We start from the raw sequence: 24,636 nt of genomic DNA, 5'->3' as shown, positions 1-24,636 counted from the left end.
AAAACTGAAGCGGAGTTTTCAAAAGACTCCGCTTTTTTTGTTAATATGAAAAAAACTACCTACCTTCGCCACTGCCAGAAAAAAACGCTTAACATGAACCCCTTACCTCAGTGCAACCCGTAGTCAGTCGGGTTCAGGTGTTTCAATCGTTCACCTGTTGGCGCGCTGTAGTGAGGGGTTCGCCATATATTAACGAATGGAATATCTTGAATTTGATTCTTTAATTCATGCACTAAATAATATCAATAACACACGAAAGTACTGGATGATTCGTACTATGGGTGGGTCTTATTATGGAGATTTTACAAGAAACAATTATGTTGCTGTAGGCTATAATGATATAACACTTGATTATTTACAGCATCTTCCGGTTACAGATAATGAAGCAAAAGAACAGTTGAAAATCAAGTTCAGCGAAAAATACCCAACCATACAAAACACAGGCTATCCAGTAGCTCAGATATTACGATTTACCCGTGATATCAAAATAGGCGATGTAGTGATAATACCTTCTTCAAGTGCCACACATGTTGCTATTGGAGTAGTAAAAAGTGATTTGTACGAAGAGCAAAATCCTATTATTGACAGTGAACATCATTGCGAATTTACAAAAAGAAGAAAAATAGATTGGCATTATTACGGAAGGCGTTCCTTTCTCCCACCCAATCTGCAACTTATGTTCACTTCAAGGCATATATTGTCTGATGTTACTAACTATGCTGCATATGTAGATAGTGTGATTAATGATTTCTATGTCAAAGATGATATATATAACCTTGTATTACGAATTCGAACCCAAAAAGATGTTTCGCTGGATGATTTCTGCGATTTAAAAGCAATTTCGATTTTGATCGATAACTTCTGTAGGAATCATGGCATACCATCTGATGGCTCTTTGACAATGAAAATTCAAATGGAGTCACCAGGATGGTTGAAGCTTTCTACTAAGGGTTGGAATAAACTTTTGTTGTTCGGTATGTTTATAGTCTTTTTAAATGGGGGTGGAATAAAATATAAAGAACTAGATATTCATACTGATGGTTTAATTGGAGAGATTAATAACTTCTTTGATCGGGAAGCAGACAGAGAATTAGTAAAAGCTGCAGCAAGAGCTATGGATTCCCTCCAAATAAAGAAGCCTGAAGACCTTCAACAAATAATAGACATTCTTAAAGCAAAAAATGAAGGCCGAGACAAATATTAAGCAGGAAAATAGTAAAAAGGAATAAGCAACAAAGCTACAATAATACCGATTATAACAATCCTATAATCGGTATTTTTTTTGCAAGACCAATTACAGGTTATACAGCATACGATACCTTGTACCAGCAACATGGTAGAAGTACTAATAACTATAAAAGTACTTATAAAAGCAATGATATTTCTGATAATGTCTAACATGTTGCTGATGTTGTTGCGACAAATATAGTGAGAACTTGATATTCCTACAAATCAATTCTGTTAAATGACAAATTAGAGTTGTTTTTGCATTGTATTTTTCTTGCTATTCCAAAAACTATCCCTATATTTGCAGTGCTCAACATTTGATACAGGCGACGAGACGTTCGCCAACCGATTGCCGTTGGCATTTTTTATGCCTATCGGTTAACCATATAAGTTCCGACCCCCGTGTGGAGTGCTTAATGGCCTCCCAGCCTGTATCAGGTGTTGAGCAACGGGAAAGCGGAACTTTCGTTTTTTAGGCAAGTTCCTTAATTTTTTGGGTACTGAAAGGGCCGCTTTCCCGTATTATTAACCTATTTGTTTCATTTAATTGCTCAACAAAATGAAAAAGAACAAATCAAGTGAACGCGGACGCTACGTATCCGTCGAAAAAGTTCAGAAACTATTGTCTGATCTTGGCCTCCAGCTTTGCGAAGGCCGCAAGCGCATCCATGCTGCCAAGCGTGATAACTCCATTGTTTTCTATGTTTCCGGTGGTACTGTGAACATCACCTTTCAGGAAGGAGGTGAACGATGAATAAGCCTGTAGAAATGACTCCCGATGTAGTGGATACCCTCAACCGTTGGCAGACTGGCGGAGCTGAGTTATGGATAGACGTATTGCAACGCAGTGTAGAAAGCATCGCTTGTAATGACAACGATGACGCAAACGCACGTCTCAAAATAATCAGTGAACTGATATATTTCCAGCAAGAAATGAAATGTTTTGTAGGACAGAAAGGAGGTAGGGGATGAGCAAGAAAATTGGTTTCCGTCACTACCAGGAGCAGGACGAAGACGACAAGCAGAAGCAGGAAGAACAAAAACGTCATACCGCAATTGCTGATTTTCTCCGCCAGAACTACGCACCCATCGGGGCTACTTCGCAGAAAGTCTACAAGACCACCGCCGAACTTCAGTACGACCTGCAGAACATCATCGATGTTCCGGCCAACGAATTGGCCAGGCAGCTCACCGAAGCCCGCTTTGCCATCGAATACGTTTGCGGACAACCTTTCTGGGTTTTGTACGAAAAAATATAGAAATAATAGTTATCTTAGCGACGTAGAAGTTTTGCTTGTCGCTGACAAGTACCCCGGCAGCTGAAAAGTTGTCGGGGATTTATTATATTCGAATCAATTTGGCTATAAAATAAAAGGGGCTTATATTCGCAATAAATAAAATTGAATAATGAATTTTAGATTATAATTTCTTTATGGATATATTGAATAAACTTAAGCACATAGATTTTAATAATAGTTCTCCCGAAGATATAATAAGAATTTTAGAGCTAAAGCCTATATTAACAATATTATCTTCTGTAAATAAAGGCGTGTATATACTTCGTACCCGAAAGGGCGGTAATTTTACAAAACGCAGTCAAATGACATATCGACCAATTAAAATGTGTAATTCGATGCAAAGGGCAACTTTAGCAGGAAATACGGTGTTCTATGGTGTCATATCAGATAATCAATCACACCTTGAGAACGCAAGGGTTATTTCAGTATGTGAGTGTTCTTCTCTTTGTCGTAAAGGAAAAGAATCGATTGGACGAGAGAAATTTTCAATATCATATTGGGAGGTTGTAAAACCTTTAAATGTGATTTCATTTATAGCAGACACAACATTTCCAGGTATACAGAATAACATGCTGTTGAATTATTTACGAAAAGCGTTTGAAATTGAATCAAAATTATTACCAGAAGAAGATAAAGATGTATTTAGGTTTATCAGCTCAGAGTTCAGCAAGACAGTAAATGATCCTAAAGAATATCTCATTTCTGCTACTATAGCAACTACAATATTAAATAGTGAGGGGAAAAAAATTGATGGAATTGTATATCCTTCTGTTCAATTAGGTGGGCAGGCAGGTTTGAATATTGCAATATCCCCTCGTGCTGTAAATAAAAAGTTACGTTTTGTTAGAGTTGTTGATAACACCTTATATAAGAATAAAGAACAATCAGTTATTAGGATTGAAAAAGTAATCGAACGTTCCTCCAAAACAAAAGTTTTGAGAACTAATATTACAAATCAAGAGTTAAAGGAAATGTTAGATATAGATTCTCTGTCAATTTTACCTATACTAGATAAGACATCGGACTGAATAACTCTAATTTATCATTAATATGGCACTAATTAAAGATGCAATCATATAAGTGCAAGAGTATAAATATATGAAACATTTTCTACTATAGGTGAAATGTATATGAATACACTCTTGTATTTTGTTCAAGTCAATAGCTTGTTCCATGCAATCTTTTGCCGAAGTAGGAAATCCAGCTCGGATACCCTCTTCGGCGTAAGGAAACGATGTGGATAAGTCCACAAGGTGTATTTCGATGTTCTTTTTCATGGTGGCAAATGTAGGAATATTATCAAATATCTGGGAAGTGATTTTTTATTTTATCGCTTTTTACTGCAAAATTCCTTCGAATATACCGTTCGGTTGTGTCGATGGATTTATGACGGAAATGGCGTTGTAGTTCCCAAGTATCTACACCGGCATTTACCAGTTCTACACCTCCAGTATGTTTGAAACTGTATAGCTTGTATTCGGGTGGCAATCCGAGTCGGTTTCGTATGCGGTTGAAGCGGAAGCGAAAATTGTTTTTTCCAAGCATAGTTATTCCTGGTTGTCCATTACTGGAGAATAAATATAATTCTCCTGCCAGCTCATTCACTTTTAGTGCAACCAATACATCGTATAATTGGTTAGGCATATTGACCAGTTCTGTTTGTCGGTTTTTACTGATCGTACAAGGGACACGGATAAGTCGTCTGGTGAAATCGATATCCTGAATGCGTAGTTGTCGTAATTCGTTTGGGCGTATAGCGCAATAATACTCCATTTGGCAAAATAGCCAAAGCTGTGGATCATTCCTTCTCATGTAGGCTGTTAGTACGGATCTGTCTTTTTCCGGGATGGGGCGGGGTGCTTCATCGGTTAGTCTGCCCATATCAGGAATGTCATGTACAGGATTGGTCAACACGATTCTTTTTGCTTGGATCATGTAGTCAAAAAATCCATGCAAGATTTGTTTATACTTCAGAACCGTTCGTTTTGATGTCTGATTATGTTCCACCATGTATTGCAGGAAGTCGCAAATATGTTCTCTCGTGATGCAACTAATATGAATGTCATCCAACTTCTGATGTTCAGCCCATTCTGCAAAAATGCGCAGTTTTGAGCGATAAGTTTGATAAGAATGTGCAATAACGGTAGCTTTTTTCGCATCAAGGAACTCCGACAAATATATGCGGATGGTAGGCAATGATTCTCGTTCACGTCCCCATCGGTCAGCCTGCACCTGTAAAATGAGTGCGTCCTGATACGTAAGCATCTCTTCTTTAAATGGCGTCCACCCAGAAACCATTTTGTCTTTTATGTCCGATATGATTTTTTGTGCTAGGGCATATCTTTCTTTGGCAGACTTCAATTTTCTAAAGCCGCCATATTCTCTGAACCGTTTTAGTTTGTCGGTACGTGGGTCACGACATGAATACTCCACGAACCAATCCTTGGTCAAATCACCACCAGCATCCACCAGGTGTGGCAATACTATGATTTTCTTCTTTCCCATAATTATCCTTTTTTGACTAGTTGTTTTTGACGATTTATGAACCAGACAAATCCAGACATTTTCAGACAGGAAAAAGAACCCTTATTTAAAGAAAAAAGGCCTGATTTCCAATGAAATCCGACCTTTTGTCGGGGTAGCGGGATTCGAACCCACGACCCCCTGCTCCCAAAGCAGGTGCGCTAACCGGACTGCGCTACACCCCGAATGCTTTATTTCTTAAAAGCGAGTGCAAAGGTAGTATTTTTAGTGATATGTGCCAAATGTTTTGGTAACTTTCTGATTGTTTTTTTGTAATCCTTTGATTTTCTGTAGATAAAAAATGCGGGTTAGAACTCCAGAGTGAAGCTGCAGCCTTGTCCGGTGACGGACTGTACGGTGATGTTGCCTCCGTGGCGGTTCATAATCTGTTTGCACAGGCTAAGTCCGATGCCGGAGCCGTTGGGTTTGGTGCTGAAGAAGGGAACGAATATCTTGTCCTGTACGTCGGGTAGGATGCCGTCGCCGTTGTCGCTGACTGTTATCAGGCATTGCCAGGCAAAGCCGGGGACGACTTTGATATCTATCCGCGGATTCTGCTTTTTGCCACATGCTTCCATCGCGTTCTTTATCAGATTGATTAATACCTGCTCGATCTGTGCGCGGTCTATCTGGATGATGCGGTCCTGTTGGGGAAGTTCGATGTGGATGTATTCCTCGGGATAGAGCTTGTGTAGGTCAAGCAGCAGTTCGCGTACGGAGACGGGGCGGCGGACAGGCGAGGGGAGGCGTGTCAGTTTGCGGTAGTTCTCGACAAATTCGAGCAAGCCTTTGCTACGGCGATGAATGGTCTGCATACCCTGCTTCATGATGGGATAGTTCTTTTCATTCATCTCGCGTTCGCTCAGGGTTTCCGACAGGGATATGATGGGGGTGATGGAGTTCATGATCTCGTGGGTCAGTACCCGGATCAGTTTCTGCCAGGCATCCATCTCGTTGCGTTCCAGAATGCGGGTACGGAAGTTCTTCATGGCTTCCGACAGTTCCAGGGTCATGGTCTCCATGGAGCGGTTGCGGTAGGGAGACCGGAACGACAGCATCATGTCGTCGAACCGCAGGCTTTCGGCCAAGTGGCGCATCATGCGTATCTGTATCAGCTGCATCCGGTAGAGGTGGATGGCAAGCGCCAACAGGAAGAGGAAAGCCATCAGTGCGCTGAACCACAATCGTTCCTGTACCAGCAGATAGATGACGACGGACAGCAGGCAGATGCCGATGATGTGCAGAATGACGACAAGGGAATAACGTTTCATAGGCCTAATTTTTCCAGTTTACGATACAGGGCAAAGCGGGTAATACCCAGGTATTCGGCAGCCCGGCTGACGTTGCCTTCGCTCAGGCGCATGGCACGTTCGATGGCTTGCCGTTCCAGCTGTTCCAGGTTGAGGACTTCCTGTTCTTCCTTGCGGGGGCGGGGAGTGGTGGCCTGGAAGACGAAGTTCTCGGGGCGCAGCAGCGAGCCGTCGCCCAGGATGACGGCACGTTCCATGGTGTGCTGCAGTTCGCGTACGTTGCCCGGCCAGGCGTACTTCATCAGTTTGTTCTTGGCTTCGCGCGTCAGGCCACGCATCTCCTTTTGGTATTTGCGGGCGTAGCGTTGCAGAAAGTAGTCGGCCAGCAACAGGATGTCTTCTCCACGTTCGCGCAGGGGAGGGATGTGCAGCTCGATGGTGTTGATGCGGTAGAGCAGGTCCTGGCGGAAGCGTTCTTCTTCTATCATGCGGCGGATGTCGGCATTGGTGGCACAGATCAGTCGTACGTCGATCGGTATGGCTTGCGTGCTGCCCAAGCGGCTGATCTGCCGTTTCTCGATGGCGGTGAGCAGCTTGGCCTGCATGGGCAGGGACAGGTTGCCTATTTCGTCCAGAAAGAGCGTACCGCCCGTGGCTACTTCCATGCGGCCTGCCTTGGCCTTGCGGGCATCGGTGAAGGCCCCCTTTTCGTAGCCGAACAGTTCGCTTTCGAACAGCTGTTCGGGGATGCTTCCCAGGTCGATGGTGACGAACGGACGGCCGCAGCGGGGCGAATTGCGGTAGAGCAGGCGCGCAATGACGTCCTTCCCCGTTCCGTTCTCGCCCAGGATGAGGATGTTGGCGTCCGTGTCGCGCAGCTTGTCCACCGTGTCGAAGACCGTGTGCATGGCCGGTGACTCGCCGATGATGCGCTCGTCGGCATTTCCGTCGCTCAGTGCTTCGACCTGTTCCTTCAGCAGGCTGACTTCGCGTCGGGAGCGGCGTAGCTTGATGCCCGACGACAGGGTGGCCAGCAGCTTTTCCTTCTCCCAGGGTTTGGGGATGAAGTCGGTGGCTCCTGCCTTGATGGCACGCACTGCCTTGTCGGTGTCCGAGTAGGCGGTCATGAAGATGACAACTGCCTGGGGGTCGATGTGCAGAATCTGTTTCAGACAGTCGAAGCCTTCCTGTCCGCTCACCACATCGCGGCTGAAGTTCATGTCGAGCAGGATGATGTCGGGGTGGAAGGTGGTGATGAAGTGTTCCAGCCGGTCGGGGCCGGTGATGACCTTTATCTTCTCAGCATAGGGCTCCAGCAGCAGGTTCAGGGCAAAGAGCACGTCTTCGTTGTCGTCCACAATCAGTATTTTACCTAAGTTTTCCATAATTATGTTCTTTCGTAAACGGTGACGGCACAGCTGTGTGCCGCTGCAAAGATAGTGATAATATCCTTGTGCTGTGCGTGCGGTTCCGCACTATTTTTGTGCGATAGTGCACGCGGAGGATGATTCCTTGTCTTTCGTAATCGTCAGACAATTAGGATGATACACGTTTGGCACAGCTTTTGATACTCTTTTCGTAAATAAATGAAAAGATTATGCTTAAACGTATCATACTGACAATAGGAACGGCCTGCGCCCTCTGCGCCGCCGTGCAGGCGCAGGAGACGATGGAACTGAACCTGCAACAGACCATCCGCCACGCCCAGCAGCAATCGCCCGATGCCCAAAGCGCCCGCCACAGTTTCCGCTCTTCGTACTGGAACTACCGCTACTACCGCGCCAACTATCTGCCCAACCTGACGCTGACCTCTAGCCCTTACCTGGACCGTGCCATCAACAAGGTGACGATGGGCGACGGTAGCGTGAAGTTTGTCGAACAGAATCTGCTAAGCACCAACCTCACCCTGAGCCTGACGCAGAACGTGCCCTGGACGGGCGGCACCTTCTTTGTGGAAACGTCCGCCCAGCGCATCGACCTCTTCAGCGACGACAGCCATTCCTACCAGACCTCGCCCGTCAACATCGGCTACTCGCAGTCGCTCTTCGGCTATAACTCGCTGAAGTGGAACCGCCGCATCGAACCCCTGCGCTACCGTGAGGCCCGCAAGCGCTATGCCGAAACACTGGAGCTGGTGGCCGCTGCCGCTACGCAGAAGTTCTTCGCCCTGGCCACCGCACAGAGCAACTACGAGATAGCCAGCACCAACTACGCCAACGCCGACACATTATATATATATGCACGCGGCCGTTACGACATCGGCACCATCAGCGAGAACGAAATGCTGCAGCTCGAACTGAACAAGCTGACCGAGGAAACCAACCGCATGAACGCACGCATCGAGGTGGACAACGCCATGCAGGAACTCCGCTCCTACCTGGGCATCCAGCAGGACGTGGAGCTGAAGGTCAGCATCGACGACTTCGTGCCCGACCTGAACGTAGACCTTCACGAGGCCCTGATGCTGGCCACGCAGAACAGCCCCGACATAGACAACATGCAGCGCCGCCGCCTGGAGAGCGAGAGCGCCGTGGCCCAGGCACGGGCCAACGCCGGACTGAAGGCCGACATCTACCTGCGTTTCGGACTGACGCAGACCTCCGACCGCTGGAAGGAAGCCTGGCAGAACCCCATGGACCAGCAGTACGTCAGTCTGGGCATCTCGCTGCCCATCCTCGACTGGGGGCGCGGGAAGGGTCAGGTACGGGTGGCAAAGAGCAACCGTGACTTGGTGCAGACCCAAGTGGAGCAGGACAAGACCGACTTCGACCTGAACATCCGCAAGCTGGTGAAGCAGTTCAACCTGCAGGCGCAGCGAGTCCACATAGCCGCCCGCACCGACACCACCGCCCGGCGCCGTGCCGACGTGGCACGAAGGCTCTACCTGCTGGGCCAGTCCACCGTGCTCGACCTCAACGCCTCCATCACCGAGAAAGACTCCGCCCGGCGCGCCTACATCACCGCCCTCTACGACTACTGGAGCCTCTACTACACCCTGCGCAGCCTGACGCTCTACGACTTCGAGCACGGCCGCCCGCTGGAAGAAGACCTGGAGGCCCTGCTCCGATAGCCCACCGCCCGCGCCGGAAGCCTCATCGGACCCCGCCGATTGTAAACTATTATAACCAAGAATAAGACAAAATGCAAATCCTTGAATATGAAGTAGATAGATGTTGACCCCCTCACCATACGACTGAGGCACCCTCAGTATAGGACCGAGATACCCTAAGTATACGACTGAGACCCCCTCGGTCGTATACCGTGGCAGTCAGCCTGCCTTACCTGTAAATAAAAATATAAATACACAATACGTTTATGGACATCAAACTCGAAAAGAAACCCTGGTACATCCGCTACCGCTACTACCTGGCCGGAGGCGTAGCTTTCCTGGCTTTCCTGATCTACGTCATCATCCTTTCCGCCGGCCCCCGCAAGCTGCGCATCGATTCCGAAAGCCTCCAGATGGCCGAAGTGAAGAACGACAAGTTCATGGAGTATGTCGACGTCGAAGGACTCGTGCAGCCCATCCTCACCATCAAGGTCAACGCCCGCGAGGCGGGCAGCGTGAGCCGCATCGTTGGCGAAGAGGGCAACATGATGAAACAGGGCGACACCATCCTTGTACTGGAGAACCTCGACCTGCTTCGCACCATCGAAGACCAGCGCGACGAGTGGGAGAAACAGCTCATCACCTACCGCGAGAAAGAGATTGAGATGGAGCAGCAGAGCCTCACCCTCCAGCAGCAGGCCCTGCAGACCGACTACGAGCTGGAGAAACTGCGCAAGAGCTTCGAGCTGGAGGAAGAGGAGTATCGTATGGGCATCAAGAGCAAGGCCCAGCTTCAGGTCGCTGAAGACGAGTACCGCTACAAGGAGAAGACCGCCCGCCTGCAACGTCAGAGCCTGCGCCACGACTCGGCCGTCTCCATCATCCGCCGCGACCTGCTGCTGAACGACCGTGAGCGCGAACGCAAGAAGTACGAACGTTCGTGCCGCCGCCTTGACGACCTCGTGGTGTGCGCCCCCATCGGCGGACAGCTCAGCTTCGTCAGCGTCACCCCCGGCCAGCAGGTACAGTCCGGCGCAAGCATTGCCGAGATCAAGGTGCTCGACCAGTTCAAGGTGCACACCTCGCTCAGCGAATACTACATCGACCGCATCACCACCGGCCTGCCCGCCACCGTCCTCTACCAGGGCAAGCGCTACCCACTGAAGATCACCAAGGTGGTGCCCGAGGTGAAGGACCGCATGTTCGACGTCGATCTCGTCTTCACTGCCGACATGCCCGACAACGTCCGCGTGGGCAAGAGCTTTCGTGTGCAGATCGAACTCGGTCAGCCTGAGGATGCCCTCGTCATCCCTCGCGGCAATTTCTACCAGGCCACGGGTGGCCAGTGGATATACAAACTGAACAAGGACAAGACACGTGCCGTACGTGTGCCCATCACCATCGGCCGCCAGAACCCGCAGCAATACGAGGTGACCGACGGCCTCCAACCCGGTGACTGGGTGATTACGACCGGATACGATAACTTCGGGGATGCGGAGGAGCTGGTGTTGTAGGGGCCTCATCCCCGGCCCCTCTCCTAAGGAGAGGGGAGGTAGGGGATGGATGATTCGATGTCGTACGAAATAAATGGATAAGAATAATTGAATAGATAATAATAACTATAAATAGAAAGCCGTAACCCCACCTCCCCTCTCCCTGGGAGAGGGGTCGGGGGTGAGGCCGCAAACGCTTATGATACTACACTATCTTAAAATCGCTTGGCGCAACCTGCTGAAGTATCGCACGCAGACCGCCGTCAATGTTGTGGGGATAGCCGTTGGCTTTGCCTGCTTCGCCTTTGCTAACCTGTGGATGCACTATGAAGCATCGTTCGACAGCCGTTACGAAGCGGCAGACCGTATGTACCTGCTCTATACCGAATCTGTTATCGAGGCCGGAGGACTGTCGCCCAATGTGTCTTATCCCGTCTCCACATTGTTGAAGGAGGAGTTCCCCGAAGTGGAGGCAGCCTGTGCTTTCACCCGCTATCCGAATTGGGAGCTGGGCTTGGAGGGACAGCCTGCACTGGAACTTCCCAGCATGCAGTTGGACTCCTGCTTTATGAACCTCTTCGGCATTCATATATTGGCAGGTACCCCCGATTTCCTTTATACGGACGGACAGGTAGCCCTGACGGAGCGGACGGCGCAACGGTTATTCGGCACGACGGACGTGCTTGGCCGTAAAGTTGAGTATAACGATCAGGAAGTCACTGTCTGTGCCATTGTCAATGACCTGCCGCACAGCAATTTTTCGTTCGGATTTATCTGCGAGGGAGCTTACTTCCGCAAATGGCAGAACGAGTGGTATAATGCAGGTTTCGAGGTGGTGGTACGTCTTGCCCCGGGTGTGTCACCCAAGGCTCTGGAAGAGAAGTTCCGTGCTTATGCCGAGCAGACAGACGATCGCTACCGCAAGATTACCGGCCGCCTTCGACTGATGCCTCTTTCCGAAGTCCGTCAGGCTTCGTTCAACGAGGAGCGGCTTGTCAGCTTCTCCTACCTTGTGCTGTTTGCCGCGGCGGGCGGGCTGATCATCCTCTGTTCGCTGTTCAATCACTTGGCTTTGTTTCTCTCGCGTATGGACATTCGTCGTCGTGAGCTGGCCTTGCGGCGCGTGTGCGGCTCTTCCGGTAGGGGGCTCTTCGCAATGCTCACCACCGAATATTCCCTGCTCGTCCTGCTTTCAGGTTTCTTAGGCTTTGTGCTGGTCGAGTTGTTGCAACCGTCTTTCCAGCGACTTTCGGGCGTGGAGGGCAACGTGTATGGTGAGTCGCTGCTCTATTTCCTGATGGTGCTGGCACTCTCCCTGGTATTGTTGCTGCCCTTCGTTTTCCGCTATTCTTCCCTGCAGCCTGAACGTAGCCGGTCGGGGCGCCGTCTCAAGGTGATGGTGGGCCTGCAGCTATTCATCAGTCTGCTAGCCATCTTCTGTACGGTGGTGCTGATGAAACAGCTGAACTATTTGCAACATACCGACCTGGGCTGGGAACGCCGCAACATCGCCGCCTTTACCTTTCTCTATCCTGACAATTCGGAAGAGGAGATTGTAAATCGGGTCCGGCAGATGCCTTTCGTCAGCCGGGTGCTCACTGGTTATTACGGTCTTCTGCCCGAAGGAGCCAGAGGTGCCACTTCCATCGACTGGGAGGGGAAACCGGAGGATCTCAAAATGGAGGGCACACGCATGACTTGCCTGGACGATACGCTTGCCGCTTTCTACGGCATCCGCCTGGCCGCAGGTGACTTTATCCGTCAGGACGCCGGTGAAGGGCAGGTCATGCTGAATGAGTCGGCCGTACGGGCTATGGGCATATCCAATCCGATAGGGATGTCCCTTACTTGTAGTAGCAACAAGCAGAAAGCCACGGTCGTCGGCGTGGTACGCGACTTCCACATCACAGCACCTACCATTCCTGTTCAACCCACCCTTTACGTGAGACGGTTTGACTGGACAAGCGGAGACCACATCTTGCTGAAGTATCACGAAGGCGCCTGGTCTGAACTCCGTCATCGGGTGGACAGCCTCTTTACCCAATATTATCCTGAAGTGGATTACTGGTTAGTAAACGTCATGGACGAATATAATGCTTACCTCAAGGCCGAAAGCTTGTTGCTGCACCTGCTGACTTTCGTTTCCATTGTCTGTATCCTGGTATCTGCCTTCGGCATCTTCTCCATGATTACCCTGAGTTGTGAACGTCGCCGCAAGGAGGTAGCCATCCGTAAGGTGAACGGGGCACGGGTAGGGGACATCCTCGGCCTCTTTGCCCGCGAATACCTGTCGTTGCTTGCCGTTGCTGCCGTGGTGGCCTTCCCCGTGGGCTATGTGCTGATGAAGCGCTGGCTGGAGAGTTATGTGGAACAAACGTCTCTCAGTTGGTGGCTCTATGCCGTCATCTTCTTTGGCATGGCGCTGTTGGTGGCTCTGTGCATCGGCTGGCGCGTATGGCGGGCGGCGAATGAGAATCCGGCGGAGGTGGTGAAGAGAGAATGAATTAGTTAACGAGTGAACAAGTTGAGGAGGATGGAGAAGAACAAAGCTGATATAAGCTCTGTCCTCGTAGTCTGAAGCCTTATTCCCTTGTCAACTAAAAAAGGAATAAAGAACAGATAACAATAACCTAAAACGAAAGCCGTAGCCCAGCCTCCCCTCTTTTTGGGAGAGGGGTCGGGGGTGAGGCTGTGAATGCCTATGAGACTGCTTATCCTATCCATCAACGCCCTGCTGAAGTTCAGGGCTTACACGGCGCTCAATGTAGTGGGGCTGGCCGTCAGCCTGGCCTGCGTGCTGACCATTGCGCGCTACATCCATCAAGAGAACACGGTGAACCGGTGTTTCCCCGACTATGAACGTATCTGTCTGGTGAAGAGAATTGTGAGCAACGGTGAATGCTCATTAAGTGGTTACCGCTCGGGGCTGGAAGAAGACCCGGCGGTGGAGGAGTTTACGGCCTATACTCCGGTGAGCAACCTGACGCTGGTCTTCGGCAAGCAGCAGGTGCAGAGCCGGGTGTTCTCCATCGACAGCACCTTCTTCAAGATGTTTCCTTATAAGGTACTGACGGGCAGTAACCGCATCCGCCGGCCGGGCGACGTGGTCATCACCCGCGCCTTCTGGGAAGAGGTACTACAGGGCAGGCCGGTGGTGGGAGGCAGCTTCACCAACGGGCAGGGACGGAAGTTCACCATCATCGGCGTGGTGGACGACCCTGCCACCAAGACTTCCTGGCAGCCCCAGTTGTTCATGTCCGACGAGGTAGATGACTTCCTCTTCTATAGCCCCTGCTACGCCCTGCGCATGGTGCCCGGCTACGACCTGAAGACGCTGAACCAAAAGCACGGTAAGGAGGTGCCGCGCGACAAGTGGGCCACCTACCAGACCATGCACTACGAATACCTGCCCCTGTCGGAACTCTACTTCGACACCGACCTCGAAAGGGACAATCCCATGTACCGCTTCGGTAATCCGGGCTACATCAGCGTGCTGACAGCAGTCGCCTTCCTGGTGGGCCTCATCGGTCTGCTGAACTTTGTCAACATCTACACCGTCATTATGTCGCGCCGTTCGCGCGAGTTCGGCATTAAGAAGGTGTTCGGGGCGGGCAAGGCAGCTATCTTCGTACAGATTTATGTGGAGAACATGTTGCTGGCGGGCTTTGCTCTGCTGCTGTGCTGGACCATTCTGGAAGTGACCCGTTACCTGTTCTACAACGAACTCTACATCCCTGTGGTCTCCGACGTGCGCTTCGACCTGTTAGTCTCGGCCATCGTACTCTGGGTGCTGCCGCTGCTCACCACCGTATATCCCTACCTGAAGTTCACCCGCAGCCTGCCCGTCAACTCCATCCGCGCCATCACGACCTCGCGCGTGTCCGTGCGTTCGCGCATGGTGTTCCTGGGCGTGCAGTACGTGCTGACTATCTTCATCATCAGCGTCTCGCTGTTCTTTGTCAAGCAACTGGACTACATGCTGCATGCCGACCTGGGCTTCCGCACGCACGACATCATCAACGCCACTATGTATCACAACTCGCTGAGCCTGTACAAGGACAGCAAGGAAAATATGCTGGACGAGGGTAAACGGCAACGAGCCAACCGCGAACTGGTGAACCGCCGTATGGCCGGGACTACACTCTTCGAGCATTGGTGTCGCAGCACAGACTTGCTGCTCGGTGAAGGAAGGCTGAAGAACTTTGCCCTTGAACGGGCTGAAAATGGCTTTCATCAGGCGTTGGTCGCCAACATGAGCCGGCGCGAGATGGACATGTACGGCTTGCAACTGGTGGAAGGCCGCCTGTGGAACGACTCCGTGGACGAGGCATGGACCCGGAACAGCTTCAAGTGCATCATCAACGAGACGGCTAAGCGGGTACTGGGCATCAAGGACATCACCCGGGAAAAGCTGCAACCGGAGAGCAAGCATTTTGCCTCAAGCTGGATGCCCGACCGTTACAATCCGCCTTGCGAGATTGTGGGCGTCATCAAGGACTTTAATGTGAGACACCTGGCCAAGGCTACCATGCCCATGGTCATTTATTATGAAGATGAGACATGGGGGCTTTCTGCCGTGACCGCCGCCTACCGCCACGAAGACCGGGCGCGCGTCATCGACTTCCTGTCCGGCTTGTACGAGGAAGCTACCGGCCGCACCGACTTTAAATACACGCTGATAGAAGATGTCCTGGCCAAGATGTACGAGGACGACCGTCGCGTGGTGCGCATCTATACGCTCTTCGCCGCCGTGGCCATCCTCGTTTCGCTGCTGGGCTTGCTGGCCATTGCGCTGTTCGACATCAGTCAGCGTCGCCGCGAGATAGGCTTGCGTAAGGTGAACGGTGCCCAGGCGCGCGACATCTACCCGCTGCTGCTCCGCAAGTATCTGGCGGTGCTGGGCGTGTCGGCGTTGGTGTCCGTGCCGCTGTCGTGGCTGGCCATTACCCTCTACTTGCAAGGCTTCGCCCACAAGGCACCGCTGACGCCCGGACTGTTTGTTGTAGCCTTCCTCATCACCGCCCTGCTGTCGCTGCTCACCGTGATGTGGCAGGTACACCGCGCGGCGCACGTCAATCCCGCCGAAGTGATAAAGCGTGAGTAGAAACCGGACTGGCATTTCTCCTGCCGGGAAGAGGCCGATGACTTGCTGCAAAGCGGATGCAGTGACGCTGCAAAGGCGATGCAGTGACGCTGCAACGAGGGTGCAGTAACACTGCAGCGAGGGCGCAGCGACAAAACAGCCAGCCTTCGCTTCGGACAATGCCTGGGGATGGAAAGACTTCTGCGGCTTGAATGTATTGCCAAGGCCGGGAGAAAAAAGAAATGAGAAATAAAGAATGAATGGAAATTATAATAGAAAGAATGTGATGATACTGAATGTAACACTGAAAATGATTCTCAGGAGCTGGTGGCGGAACAAGGTGTTCTTCCTCGTCTCCGTGGCCAGTCTGGCCTTGGGGTTGGCATGTACCAACCTGCTGATGACGTATTTCGTACATGAACATGGGTTAGAGGGGAGCAACCCCGACCGCGACCGTATCGTCTTCCTGCGGCAGGACGACCCGATGAACGAGGGAAAGCGTGTGGCTTATGCCGCTGCCGACATTCCCCAACGCCTGAAGGACAGCTATGCCGAGGTGGAGGATTACCTGCGGCTGGGCAAGTTGGATATGCTTTCCTGCAAGGTGGACGGCCAGAAGGTGGACGGCAGCCTGATACTGCTCTCGGCTGACACGACGTTGACCCGCTTCTTCGACTACCGCACGGCTCAGGGCAGTCTGGAGCAGGTGCTCCACCGTCCGGATCAGGTAGCCCTGAGTGCTGCCTGTGCCCGCAGGCTCTTCGGAGGCGGCGAAGCCTTCGGACGGCACATCGAAGTGCAGTCCGAAAGCCGTGGCAGGCAGACGTACCAAGTGGCGGCGGTGCTCGAAGAACGCGGACAGTCGCTTCTTCAGTTTGACATGCTGACCGCCCAGACTTCCGATTACTGGGGTGGCCCGACGCTGCTGAAGCTTTCGCCGGGGGCGGATGCCGTCCGCCTGACCGATAAGATAAACGCCGATCAGGTTCCTACCCTGATGCCCGGTCAGACGAAGTATCACCTCGATCCGTTGGAAGCCGTCTGCTTCACCACGCCCGACGACGCTTCGCAACAGACGCTTGACTACATCAGCCAGACACCCGTGCAGACGCTTTACATCAGTCTGCTGGCAGCGGTGCTGATACTGGTCATCGCCTGCTGCAACTATACCAACATGAGCCTTTCGCGCCTGCTGCAACAGTTGCGCATGATTCACGTGGAGAAGCTGATGGGCGGTACGCTGCGCAGCATCCGCCTGCAACTCTTCGGCGACGCTTTCCTGACGGTCGTGTTGGCCTTCATCCTTTCTATGCTGTTGGTGAACGACTGTCTGGCGGTGTTCAACGGCCTGCTGGGTTCGCGGCTCACGATGGGATTCTTCTTCAGCAGCCGGATGTTGCCGTGGCTGTTGTTGTTCGTGTTGGTCATGTCGGTCGTGCCGGCGTGGTATATCAGTCGCCGCCTGTCGCGTCTGTCGTTCAGCCAATACCGCACGCTCTACGGCGGACGGCGCAAGCAACGTTTCGTAGCTGTGCTGGTGACGGTGCAGTTTGCTATCTCCATCGGCCTGTTGCTGGCCACCCTGACGGCTCGTCGTCAGATGAGGCTGACCGAACGGCAGGCCGACCGCTACGCGGACTGCATCGAAATAGGCGACGGATTCGGCGCCCCGTTGGCTCCGCTGAAGGCCGAATTGGAGAAGCGCGTGCAGGGCATTGAGTCGGTGACGCTCTCCAACGGGCCGGTGCTGAACGCCTGGATACGCCAGCTGACGGTGAAACGCCCCGACGGTAGCGAGGTGCATACCAATCTGCTGGCATTGGAAGGCGATACGTCCCTGCAGCATACGCTGCACATGGAGCAACTGAACGGCGAGCGGCCTGCCCGCCTGCTGGAGCAGATGGCGCGCCCCGTATTAGTGAACGAGAGCTTTGTACGCCAGTTGGTGCCGGTGGGCACAGACCCTGTCGGACGTTCGTTGCGCGAGTTCGATGCAGAGGCCGATGACAGTCTGGCTGTAGTGGCGGGTGTGGTACGCGACTTTTCCGTCAATTCATTGGAAGAGGCCGTGACGCCGCTTGTGGTCAGCCTGCTGTCCGAAAGCGGTTTGCAGAAGGCTGCCTGCCTGCAAATCCGCCTGCGCCCAGAAAGTCGTACAGAGGCTTTGCAACAAATCGAATCCGTATGGGACGAAATGAATCCCGGACAGCCTTTCCGCTACACGGACATGCACCGGGAATTCATGGAGCGGAACGAGAAAGTGCTCTCGCTGTCGCACCTGCTGACATTCTACGCCCTCATCGGCTTGCTGCTGACGGACTTCGGCCTGTTCGGCATCGCCTGGTATGCCACTCGCCAGCGGATACGCGAAATCAGCATCCGCAAGGTGCACGGTGCCACGCGCGGGCAGATCATCTGGCTGCTCAACAAGCCTTTCTGCCTCTACGCCGCAGTGGCCTACGTGCTGGCCATGCCCGTCGCCTGGTGGCTGATGCAACGCTGGCTGGAGCAGTTTGCCTACCGTGCCCCGCTTTCGGTCGGTATCTTTGTGTGGCCGCTGGTTGTCGTATGGGGCGTGTCGGCCCTCATCGTCTGCCTGCAAGGCTGGATGCTGAACCGGGTGAAGCCGGTGGAGGCAATGAAGAATGAGTAGCCTCACCCCCGGCCCCTCTCCCAGGGAGAGGGGCCGGGGGGATGAATACAGATAGGAGTGAGTAAATAATAGATAGCAGAATAGATAATAGAAACTTTAAAAGAATGCCATCGCCCAGCCTCCCCTCTCCTTGGGAGAGGGGTCGGGGGTGAGGCTTTGAATCAGCTTATGAAAGCCTTATTACTATCCATCCGTACCATCCTGCGTTTCAGGACCTACACCGCCATCAATGTGCTGGGACTGGCCTTGAGCCTAGGTTGTGTCTTTGTGCTGGTGCGTTACATCCACCAGGAGTATACTGTTAATCATTTTGTGCCCGAGGTCGACCGGACTTTCCTGACAGCCGTTTTTAAGGAAGGAGAACCGAGAGGGTCACTGGGCGAGAGCGGGGACCGGAACAACGACCCCAACTACCGCAATCCGCTGGATCATCCGGCAGTGGAGGCGTTCAGCCGGTTTATGATGTTTGACGATGACTTTGTGGCGAAGGACGACTATCGCTATGCGGTAAATACCATAGTGGTGGACAGCCTGTTCTTCGACCTGATACCTTACGGCTGCAAGGAAGGCAGTCTGCAACTAAAGCCCGACGAAGCCCTGCTGACGCCACAGGCCGCTCTACGGATATTCGGGACCGAGCATGCCGTGGGCAAGGAGCTGGTTACGTCGTCGGGTAAGCCCGTCCGTGTGGCTGGCATCCTGAAGGAGCCGTCCACAAAGTCCTCTTTCCAGTTCGATGTCGTCTTATCGGTATATCTGATGAGGGACTGGAGCCGGGTGGGCTACGAAGTGGTACGCCTGCATCGCCCCGAGGACGGGAACGAGATAAACCAGGCCAACCGTACCCCCATGAAACTGGTATGCTATGGTAACCTGGCCGTCTATTACCAGCTTGTTCCGCTCAAGGACTTCTACCTGAGCAGGCAGGTATCTGCTTATGTCGACTCGGTAACCCAGGGTCGTCCGGACGTGCTCAGGCTGCTCGGACTGGTAGTGGGGCTGATTCTGCTGGTAGGCTTGCTCAACTACATGAACCTCTATTCGGTCGTGATGCTGAAGCGGGGCCGCGAACTGGGCATGAAGAAGGTATTAGGAGCCGGCAAAGGGCAAATCTTCCTCCAGCTCTATGCGGAGAATGTCTGCCTGAATGCGGCGGTCGTCTTTCTGGCCTGGCTGCTGGTAGAGGTGACGCGGCGGTTGGTGGACGCGTGGTTCGACATTCCCGTACAAGGCGACCTGCGCTTCGACCTGCTGCTGTCCGCGGCTGTGCTGTTCCTGCTGCCGCTCTTCACCATGCTGCCGCCTTACTGGCGCTATGCGCATGCCGCCCCTATGCGTTCGCTCAGTCAGGTGGGGGTAGGAGGTAAGGCAACCCGTTCGCGCACGGTGTTCCTCTTCCTGCAATACGTCATTGCCTTTTGCCTGACGGTAGCCGCCATCTACCTGAGCCGCCACTTGCAGTTCTTGCTGCATACGGATGTGGGCTACCGCACGGAGGACATCATTCAGTGCCAGTTTTGGAAAGAGAATCCGGCGGCTACATACGACTGGGAAATCAGACAACAGGAGCGGAAGAAGAAAGATGCTGCCTTTGCCCTGCTGGAAAAACGCATCGGGGAGTCACCCTTGTTTACAGGAATGACTTATGGCATCCCGCCCTACAATCTGCAACCGGATACCCGCTTCCATACGGACGACGGACAGGAAGTGGAGGCTTGCTATCTCTGGGCCTCGCGCGAATACATGGATTTCTTCGGTTTCCGGCTGCTGGAAGGCCGGGGATGGAAAGGAGAGGAGGACAAATATGCCTACAAGCTGATAGCTAACCGGGCTTTCCTCCAGGCCCTGCACATCCGGGACTGGCGAACGGAGAAGGTCACGCCGAACCAACGCTTCTGGTACCGTTCGGGTGACGACTGGAATAAGATTCCCTCCTACGACATCATAGGTGTGGTGGACGACTTCCGCACCGGCCATTTGTCGGGCGGAAACCAGCCGATTGTCTTCATTTATCAGAACGACTGGCGCGACTTCACGTTCCTCTCCATCGCCCCCGGTAAGCGGAAGGAAGCCATCGCCTTCCTCAGCGACCTCTACCAGGAGGCTGTGGGCCGGGGCGACTTTGAGTATTCGTTCGTCACGGACGAGATAGCCCGCCTGCACGAGGAAGACCGGAAGGTGACGCGTATCGTCATCACCTTTGCCCTGATAGCCATCGTCATCGCCTGCCTGGGGCTGTTCGGGCTGTCGCTCTACGACATCCGCCAGCGCTACCGCGAGATAGCCCTTCGCAAGGTGCACGGCGCACAGGTGGCCGACATCTGCCGCCTGTTGCTGCGCAAGTACTTTGTCCTGCTGGGAGCCGCTTTCGTGACGGGAGCCGTCATTGCTTACGTCGGCATCCACCGCTATATGGAGGACTTCCCTCATCACGCTCCGCTCTCGTTGTGGATTTTCCTTGTGGCGGGTGTGATAGTAGCCATCATCGCCCTGCTCACCGTGCTGTGGCAGATACGCCGTGCGTCGCAGGTGAATCCGGCAGAGGTGATGAAGAGGGAGTAGGGGGCCTCACCCCCGGCCCCTCTCCCAAGGAGAGGGGGATGAATATATATAAGGAGTAAGAGGGAGTTATCCGATTACTGAATAAAAAGAAAGACTAATTATAAAATTAACTGTATATTTAACCCGTCTTTTCCCATCAAGCGGAAAAGGCATTAAAACTGAAAGATTATGATTAAGACTGTAAATTTGCAGAAGATCTTCCGTACGGAAGAAGTACAGACATTGGCTTTGAACAATGTGAATATCGAAGTGAACGAAGGTGAATTTGTAGCTATCATGGGACCGTCGGGTTGCGGTAAGTCCACACTGCTCAACATACTTGGGTTGCTGGACAATCCGACATCGGGCGAATACTACCTGAACGGAACGGAAGTATCGAAATATACCGAGGCGCAGCGCACCAGCTTGCGCAAGGGTGTCATCGGTTTTGTCTTCCAAAGCTTCAACCTGATTGACGAACTGAATGTGTATGAGAACATTGAACTGCCGCTGCTCTATATGGGCGTACCTGCCAGCGAACGCAAACGTCGTATTGAGCAGGCAATGGAGCGTATGGCCATCAGTCACCGCTCCAAACACTTCCCGCAGCAACTTTCCGGCGGTCAGCAGCAGCGTGTAGCCATTGCCCGTGCCGTGGTAGCTAACCCGAAGCTGATTCTGGCCGACGAGCCTACCGGTAACCTTGACTCGAAGAACGGTAAGGAAGTGATGGATTTGCTGAAGGAACTGAACAAGGAAGGCACGACCATCGTCATGGTGACGCACTCGCAGCACGATGCCGGCTTTGCCGACCGCATCATCAACCTGTTCGACGGACAGGTAGTGGCCGAGGCAAACCTGTAAGACTAGTTGAGATATAAAAAGAATAGAGGGCACATCCACTGGCGGATGTGTCCTCTTATTAAAAATAGGAATGTCTATTTGTCAGTGTTTACTTGATAATATCCAGTTGTTTGAAGCATTTCGTCAGCTTGTCAACTGCATAGTCGACCTGCTCTTTGGTGTGGGTAGCCATCAGGGCTACACGTACCAACGTATCTTGCGGAGCGCATGCAGGCGGTATCACCGGATTGATGAAGATGCCTTCGTCAAATGCCAGTTTGGTCACCATGAACGTCTTGTCCGTATCGCGTACGTACAAGGGGATGATAGGTGACTCTGTATCGCCGATTTCGAATCCAGCATCGCGGAATTTCTTCAGAGCATAGTTGGTGATATCCCACAGGCGTTGGATACGTTCTGGTTCCGACTTGATGATGTGAAGTGCCTCGCGTGCGGCAGCCGTAGCGGCAGGAGTGCTGCTGGCCTGGAATATGTACGAACGCGCATTGTGGCGCAGCCAGTTGATAACTGCTTTGTCTCCAGCAATGAATCCGCCGATAGAAGCCAGCGATTTGCTGAATGTACCCATAATCAGGTCCACGTCGTCGGTCACACCGAAGTGGTCGCAGACGCCTCGTCCCTGACGGCCGAATACGCCCAGTCCGTGAGCTTCGTCTACATAAATGCTGGCGTTATATTTCTTTTTCAGACGTACGATTTCGGGCAAGTTTGCCAAATCGCCTTCCATGGAGAATACACCGTCTACTACAATCAGTTTTACAGCATCCGGTTCACACTTCTGGAGTTCCTTTTCCAGGTCTTCCATGTCGTTGTGCTTATACTTCAGCTGAGTGGCAAACGACAGGCGTCGTCCGTCGACGATTGAGGCATGGTCGCGGTCATCACAGATGATGTAATCGCCACGTCCTACTACTGCCGGAATGATACCTTCGTTTACGGTAAAACCAGTCGAGAAGCAAAGTGCTTCGTCTTTGCCTACAAATTCGGCCAGCTCTTTTTCAAGCTCCACATGGATGTCAAGAGTTCCGTTGAGGAAACGTGAACCGGCACATCCGGTACCATATTTGTCTGTGGCCGCTTTGGAAGCGTCGATGATGCGTTGGTCGTAAGTCAGCCCCATGTAGGCATTCGAACCAAACATCAGAACCTTTTTACCATCCATTTCCACCTCTGTGTCCTGGTGGCTGTTTATCGTGCGAAAGTAAGGGTATACCCCTTGAGCCATGTATTGTTGTGGCAGGTCATATTTCGCAAATTTGTCTTGTAGTAAACCCATGAATATAATAAAATATTTAACTCTTAAAAATAAGTCTTTTCAAAACAGGGGGCAAAGATAGCAAAATATGTCGGTTTTTGTCCTGTTTATCTGAAAAAAACAGCCTTCGGGCGTTTTAAAACATTTACTATTGCAGAAAATTAAAGGATTTATATTACTTTTGCCTAAATAGAGAATGACAGCATAGAAGAATTTTGCATGAGTGACGGAATGAAAAAAATAGCATTTGTCGTCAATCCCATATCGGGTACGCAAGGCAAGGAACTGATATTGAAATGGGTTGACGAGAAACTGGATAGAGAGAGATATACGGCAGAAATACTTTATACCCAACGTGCGGGACATGCTGTGGAAATAGCGGCGGAGAAAGCACGCGAAGGAGTGTATGCCGTAGTAGCCATTGGAGGAGACGGAACCATTAACGAAATAGCCCGGTCGCTGGTTCATACAGAGACGGCGCTGGGCATTATTCCTTGTGGGTCGGGCAATGGGCTGGCACGTCATTTGCAGATTCCTATGGAGCCTAAGAAGGCCATTGATATTATAAATGAAGGGGTAACGGAAATCATTGATTATGGAAAAATCAACGAAATACCTTTCTTTTGCACCTGTGGTGTGGGCTTTGATGCCTTTGTCAGCCTGAAGTTTTCGCAAGCGGGCAAGCGGGGGCCGCTCATGTATCTGGAGAAGACGCTGATGGAGAGCCTGAAATACCGGCCGGAACGTTACGAGGTAGAGATGGATGGAAACACCACCCGCTATAAAGCTTTCCTGATAGCGTGCGGCAACGCGTCGCAGTATGGAAACAATGCCTACATCACTCCGCAGGCTACGTTGGACGACGGCTTGCTGGACGTGACTATTCTCGAACCGTTCACTGTGCTCGATGTACCGGCATTGGCCTTCCAGCTTTTCAATAAAACCATCGACCAGAACAGCCGCATCAAGACTTTCCGCTGCCAGTCGCTGCGTATTCACCGTACGAAGCCGGGAGTGGCCCATTACGACGGCGATCCGGTGATGATGAACGAGACACTGGATGTGCGAATCGTACAGAAAGGACTGAAGGTGATCGTACCCCGTAATGCGGGAAAAGATACATCGAACGTTCTGGCCCGTGCCCAGTATTACATTAACGGACTGAAGCAGCTCAACGAAGCGATTGTAGAAGACATTGCCACTAAAAACAAGGCGATGCTGGACCGTGGAAAGGAACAGATCAGGAAATTGAAAAAGATGAATGAGCAGTAGCTCCTTAAAAAACTGTTCCGGTTTGCTTTACATTAGAATAGTTTTCGCTATTTTTGCACGAATTTTTGGATGTGCTGAAAAGGCAGATCTTAAATTGGAAAATCTGATTTTTAAAATCTTTATATATT

At 51.8% G+C, this 24,636-nt stretch carries 17 protein-coding genes, 1 tRNA gene and 1 pseudogene; 13 read left to right on the top strand and 6 right to left on the bottom strand.

Annotation, left to right across the window (positions count from 1 at the left end; genetic code table 11):
* Positions 1–196 precede the first annotated feature (196 nt).
* The 5 genes from Q3C19_RS05820 (at position 197) to Q3C19_RS05800 (ending at position 3,553) form a co-directional block, all read left to right on the top strand.
* Positions 197–1,204, top strand: coding sequence for a hypothetical protein (locus Q3C19_RS05820; protein WP_302727833.1), 1,008 nt, complete (start codon positions 197–199; stop codon positions 1,202–1,204).
* Positions 1,205–1,786: 582 nt separating this feature from the next.
* Positions 1,787–1,981, top strand: coding sequence for a hypothetical protein (locus Q3C19_RS05815; protein ID WP_302727831.1), 195 nt, complete (start codon positions 1,787–1,789; stop codon positions 1,979–1,981).
* Complete coding sequence (locus Q3C19_RS05810; protein WP_302727829.1) at positions 1,978–2,199, top strand: hypothetical protein; 222 nt, start codon at positions 1,978–1,980, stop codon at positions 2,197–2,199. The genes Q3C19_RS05815 and Q3C19_RS05810 overlap by 4 nt, the downstream gene beginning before the upstream one ends.
* Positions 2,196–2,486 carry a hypothetical protein gene (locus tag Q3C19_RS05805; RefSeq protein ID WP_302727827.1) on the top strand — a complete coding sequence of 97 codons (291 nt, stop codon included), beginning with the start codon at positions 2,196–2,198 and terminating at the stop codon, positions 2,484–2,486. The genes Q3C19_RS05810 and Q3C19_RS05805 overlap by 4 nt, the downstream gene beginning before the upstream one ends.
* A gap of 173 nt (positions 2,487–2,659) precedes the next feature.
* Positions 2,660–3,553, top strand: a complete 894-nt coding sequence (locus Q3C19_RS05800) for a hypothetical protein (protein WP_302727825.1) — start codon at positions 2,660–2,662, stop codon at positions 3,551–3,553.
* 120 nt (positions 3,554–3,673) lie between these two features.
* On the opposite strand, the pseudogene Q3C19_RS18395 reads toward Q3C19_RS05800, so the two are convergent.
* From Q3C19_RS18395 to Q3C19_RS05780, 5 genes and pseudogenes are all read right to left on the bottom strand, one after another.
* Positions 3,674–3,802 (bottom strand): annotated as a pseudogene (locus tag Q3C19_RS18395) (peptidase S24); the annotation flags it as partial.
* A gap of 22 nt (positions 3,803–3,824) precedes the next feature.
* Positions 3,825–5,030 carry a site-specific integrase gene (locus Q3C19_RS05795; protein ID WP_302727823.1) on the bottom strand — a complete coding sequence of 402 codons (1,206 nt, stop codon included), beginning with the start codon at positions 5,028–5,030 and terminating at the stop codon, positions 3,825–3,827.
* Between the two features lie 128 nt (positions 5,031–5,158).
* Positions 5,159–5,233 (bottom strand) — tRNA-Pro (locus Q3C19_RS05790).
* A gap of 123 nt (positions 5,234–5,356) precedes the next feature.
* Positions 5,357–6,319, bottom strand: coding sequence for a PAS domain-containing sensor histidine kinase (locus Q3C19_RS05785; protein WP_302727821.1), 963 nt, complete (start codon positions 6,317–6,319; stop codon positions 5,357–5,359).
* Positions 6,316–7,683: a sigma-54 dependent transcriptional regulator gene (locus Q3C19_RS05780; RefSeq protein WP_302727819.1), complete on the bottom strand. Its 1,368-nt coding sequence runs from the start codon at positions 7,681–7,683 to the stop codon at positions 6,316–6,318. Before Q3C19_RS05780 ends, Q3C19_RS05785 begins: the two co-directional genes overlap by 4 nt.
* A 212-nt stretch (positions 7,684–7,895) precedes the next feature.
* Between Q3C19_RS05780 and Q3C19_RS05775 the strand changes: the two genes are divergently transcribed.
* The 7 genes from Q3C19_RS05775 to Q3C19_RS05745 all read left to right on the top strand — a co-directional run bounded on the left by Q3C19_RS05775 (position 7,896) and on the right by Q3C19_RS05745 (position 21,981).
* Complete coding sequence (locus tag Q3C19_RS05775) at positions 7,896–9,368, top strand: TolC family protein (protein ID WP_302727817.1); 1,473 nt, start codon at positions 7,896–7,898, stop codon at positions 9,366–9,368.
* A 245-nt stretch (positions 9,369–9,613) separates the two neighbouring features.
* Entirely contained in the window at positions 9,614–10,861 is a 1,248-nt protein-coding gene (locus tag Q3C19_RS05770; protein ID WP_302727815.1) for an efflux RND transporter periplasmic adaptor subunit, read from the top strand.
* Positions 10,862–11,039: 178 nt separating this feature from the next.
* Positions 11,040–13,343, top strand: a complete 2,304-nt coding sequence (locus Q3C19_RS05765; RefSeq protein WP_302727813.1) for an FtsX-like permease family protein — start codon at positions 11,040–11,042, stop codon at positions 13,341–13,343.
* Between the two features lie 198 nt (positions 13,344–13,541).
* The gene (locus tag Q3C19_RS05760; RefSeq protein ID WP_302727811.1) at positions 13,542–15,944 is read left to right on the top strand and encodes an ABC transporter permease; all 2,403 of its coding nucleotides are present in this window, start codon (positions 13,542–13,544) and stop codon (positions 15,942–15,944) included.
* Positions 15,945–16,179: 235 nt separating this feature from the next.
* On the top strand, positions 16,180–18,576 hold the full coding sequence (locus Q3C19_RS05755; protein ID WP_302727809.1) for an ABC transporter permease: 2,397 nt from the start codon (positions 16,180–16,182) through the stop codon (positions 18,574–18,576).
* Positions 18,577–18,744: 168 nt separating this feature from the next.
* A complete protein-coding gene (locus Q3C19_RS05750; protein ID WP_302727807.1) occupies positions 18,745–21,138 on the top strand; it encodes an ABC transporter permease in 2,394 nt (797 codons plus the stop codon).
* Positions 21,139–21,306: 168 nt separating this feature from the next.
* Positions 21,307–21,981, top strand: coding sequence for an ABC transporter ATP-binding protein (locus Q3C19_RS05745; RefSeq protein WP_022162734.1), 675 nt, complete (start codon positions 21,307–21,309; stop codon positions 21,979–21,981).
* An 88-nt stretch (positions 21,982–22,069) separates the two neighbouring features.
* Here the strand turns inward: Q3C19_RS05745 and Q3C19_RS05740 are convergent, their stop codons facing one another.
* Positions 22,070–23,257, bottom strand: coding sequence for an aminotransferase class I/II-fold pyridoxal phosphate-dependent enzyme (locus tag Q3C19_RS05740; RefSeq protein WP_071149607.1), 1,188 nt, complete (start codon positions 23,255–23,257; stop codon positions 22,070–22,072).
* A gap of 198 nt (positions 23,258–23,455) precedes the next feature.
* Here Q3C19_RS05740 and Q3C19_RS05735 point away from each other — a divergent pair, with 198 nt between their 5' ends.
* On the top strand, positions 23,456–24,508 hold the full coding sequence (locus tag Q3C19_RS05735; protein WP_022162732.1) for a diacylglycerol kinase family protein: 1,053 nt from the start codon (positions 23,456–23,458) through the stop codon (positions 24,506–24,508).
* Positions 24,509–24,636: the final 128 nt, after the last annotated feature.

Origin of the sequence: Bacteroides sp. ET489 (genome assembly GCF_030518095.1) — a bacterium.
Taxonomy (GTDB): Bacteria; Bacteroidota; Bacteroidia; order Bacteroidales; family Bacteroidaceae; genus Bacteroides; species Bacteroides ndongoniae.
This window is presented reverse-complemented; position numbering and strand designations above follow the sequence as displayed.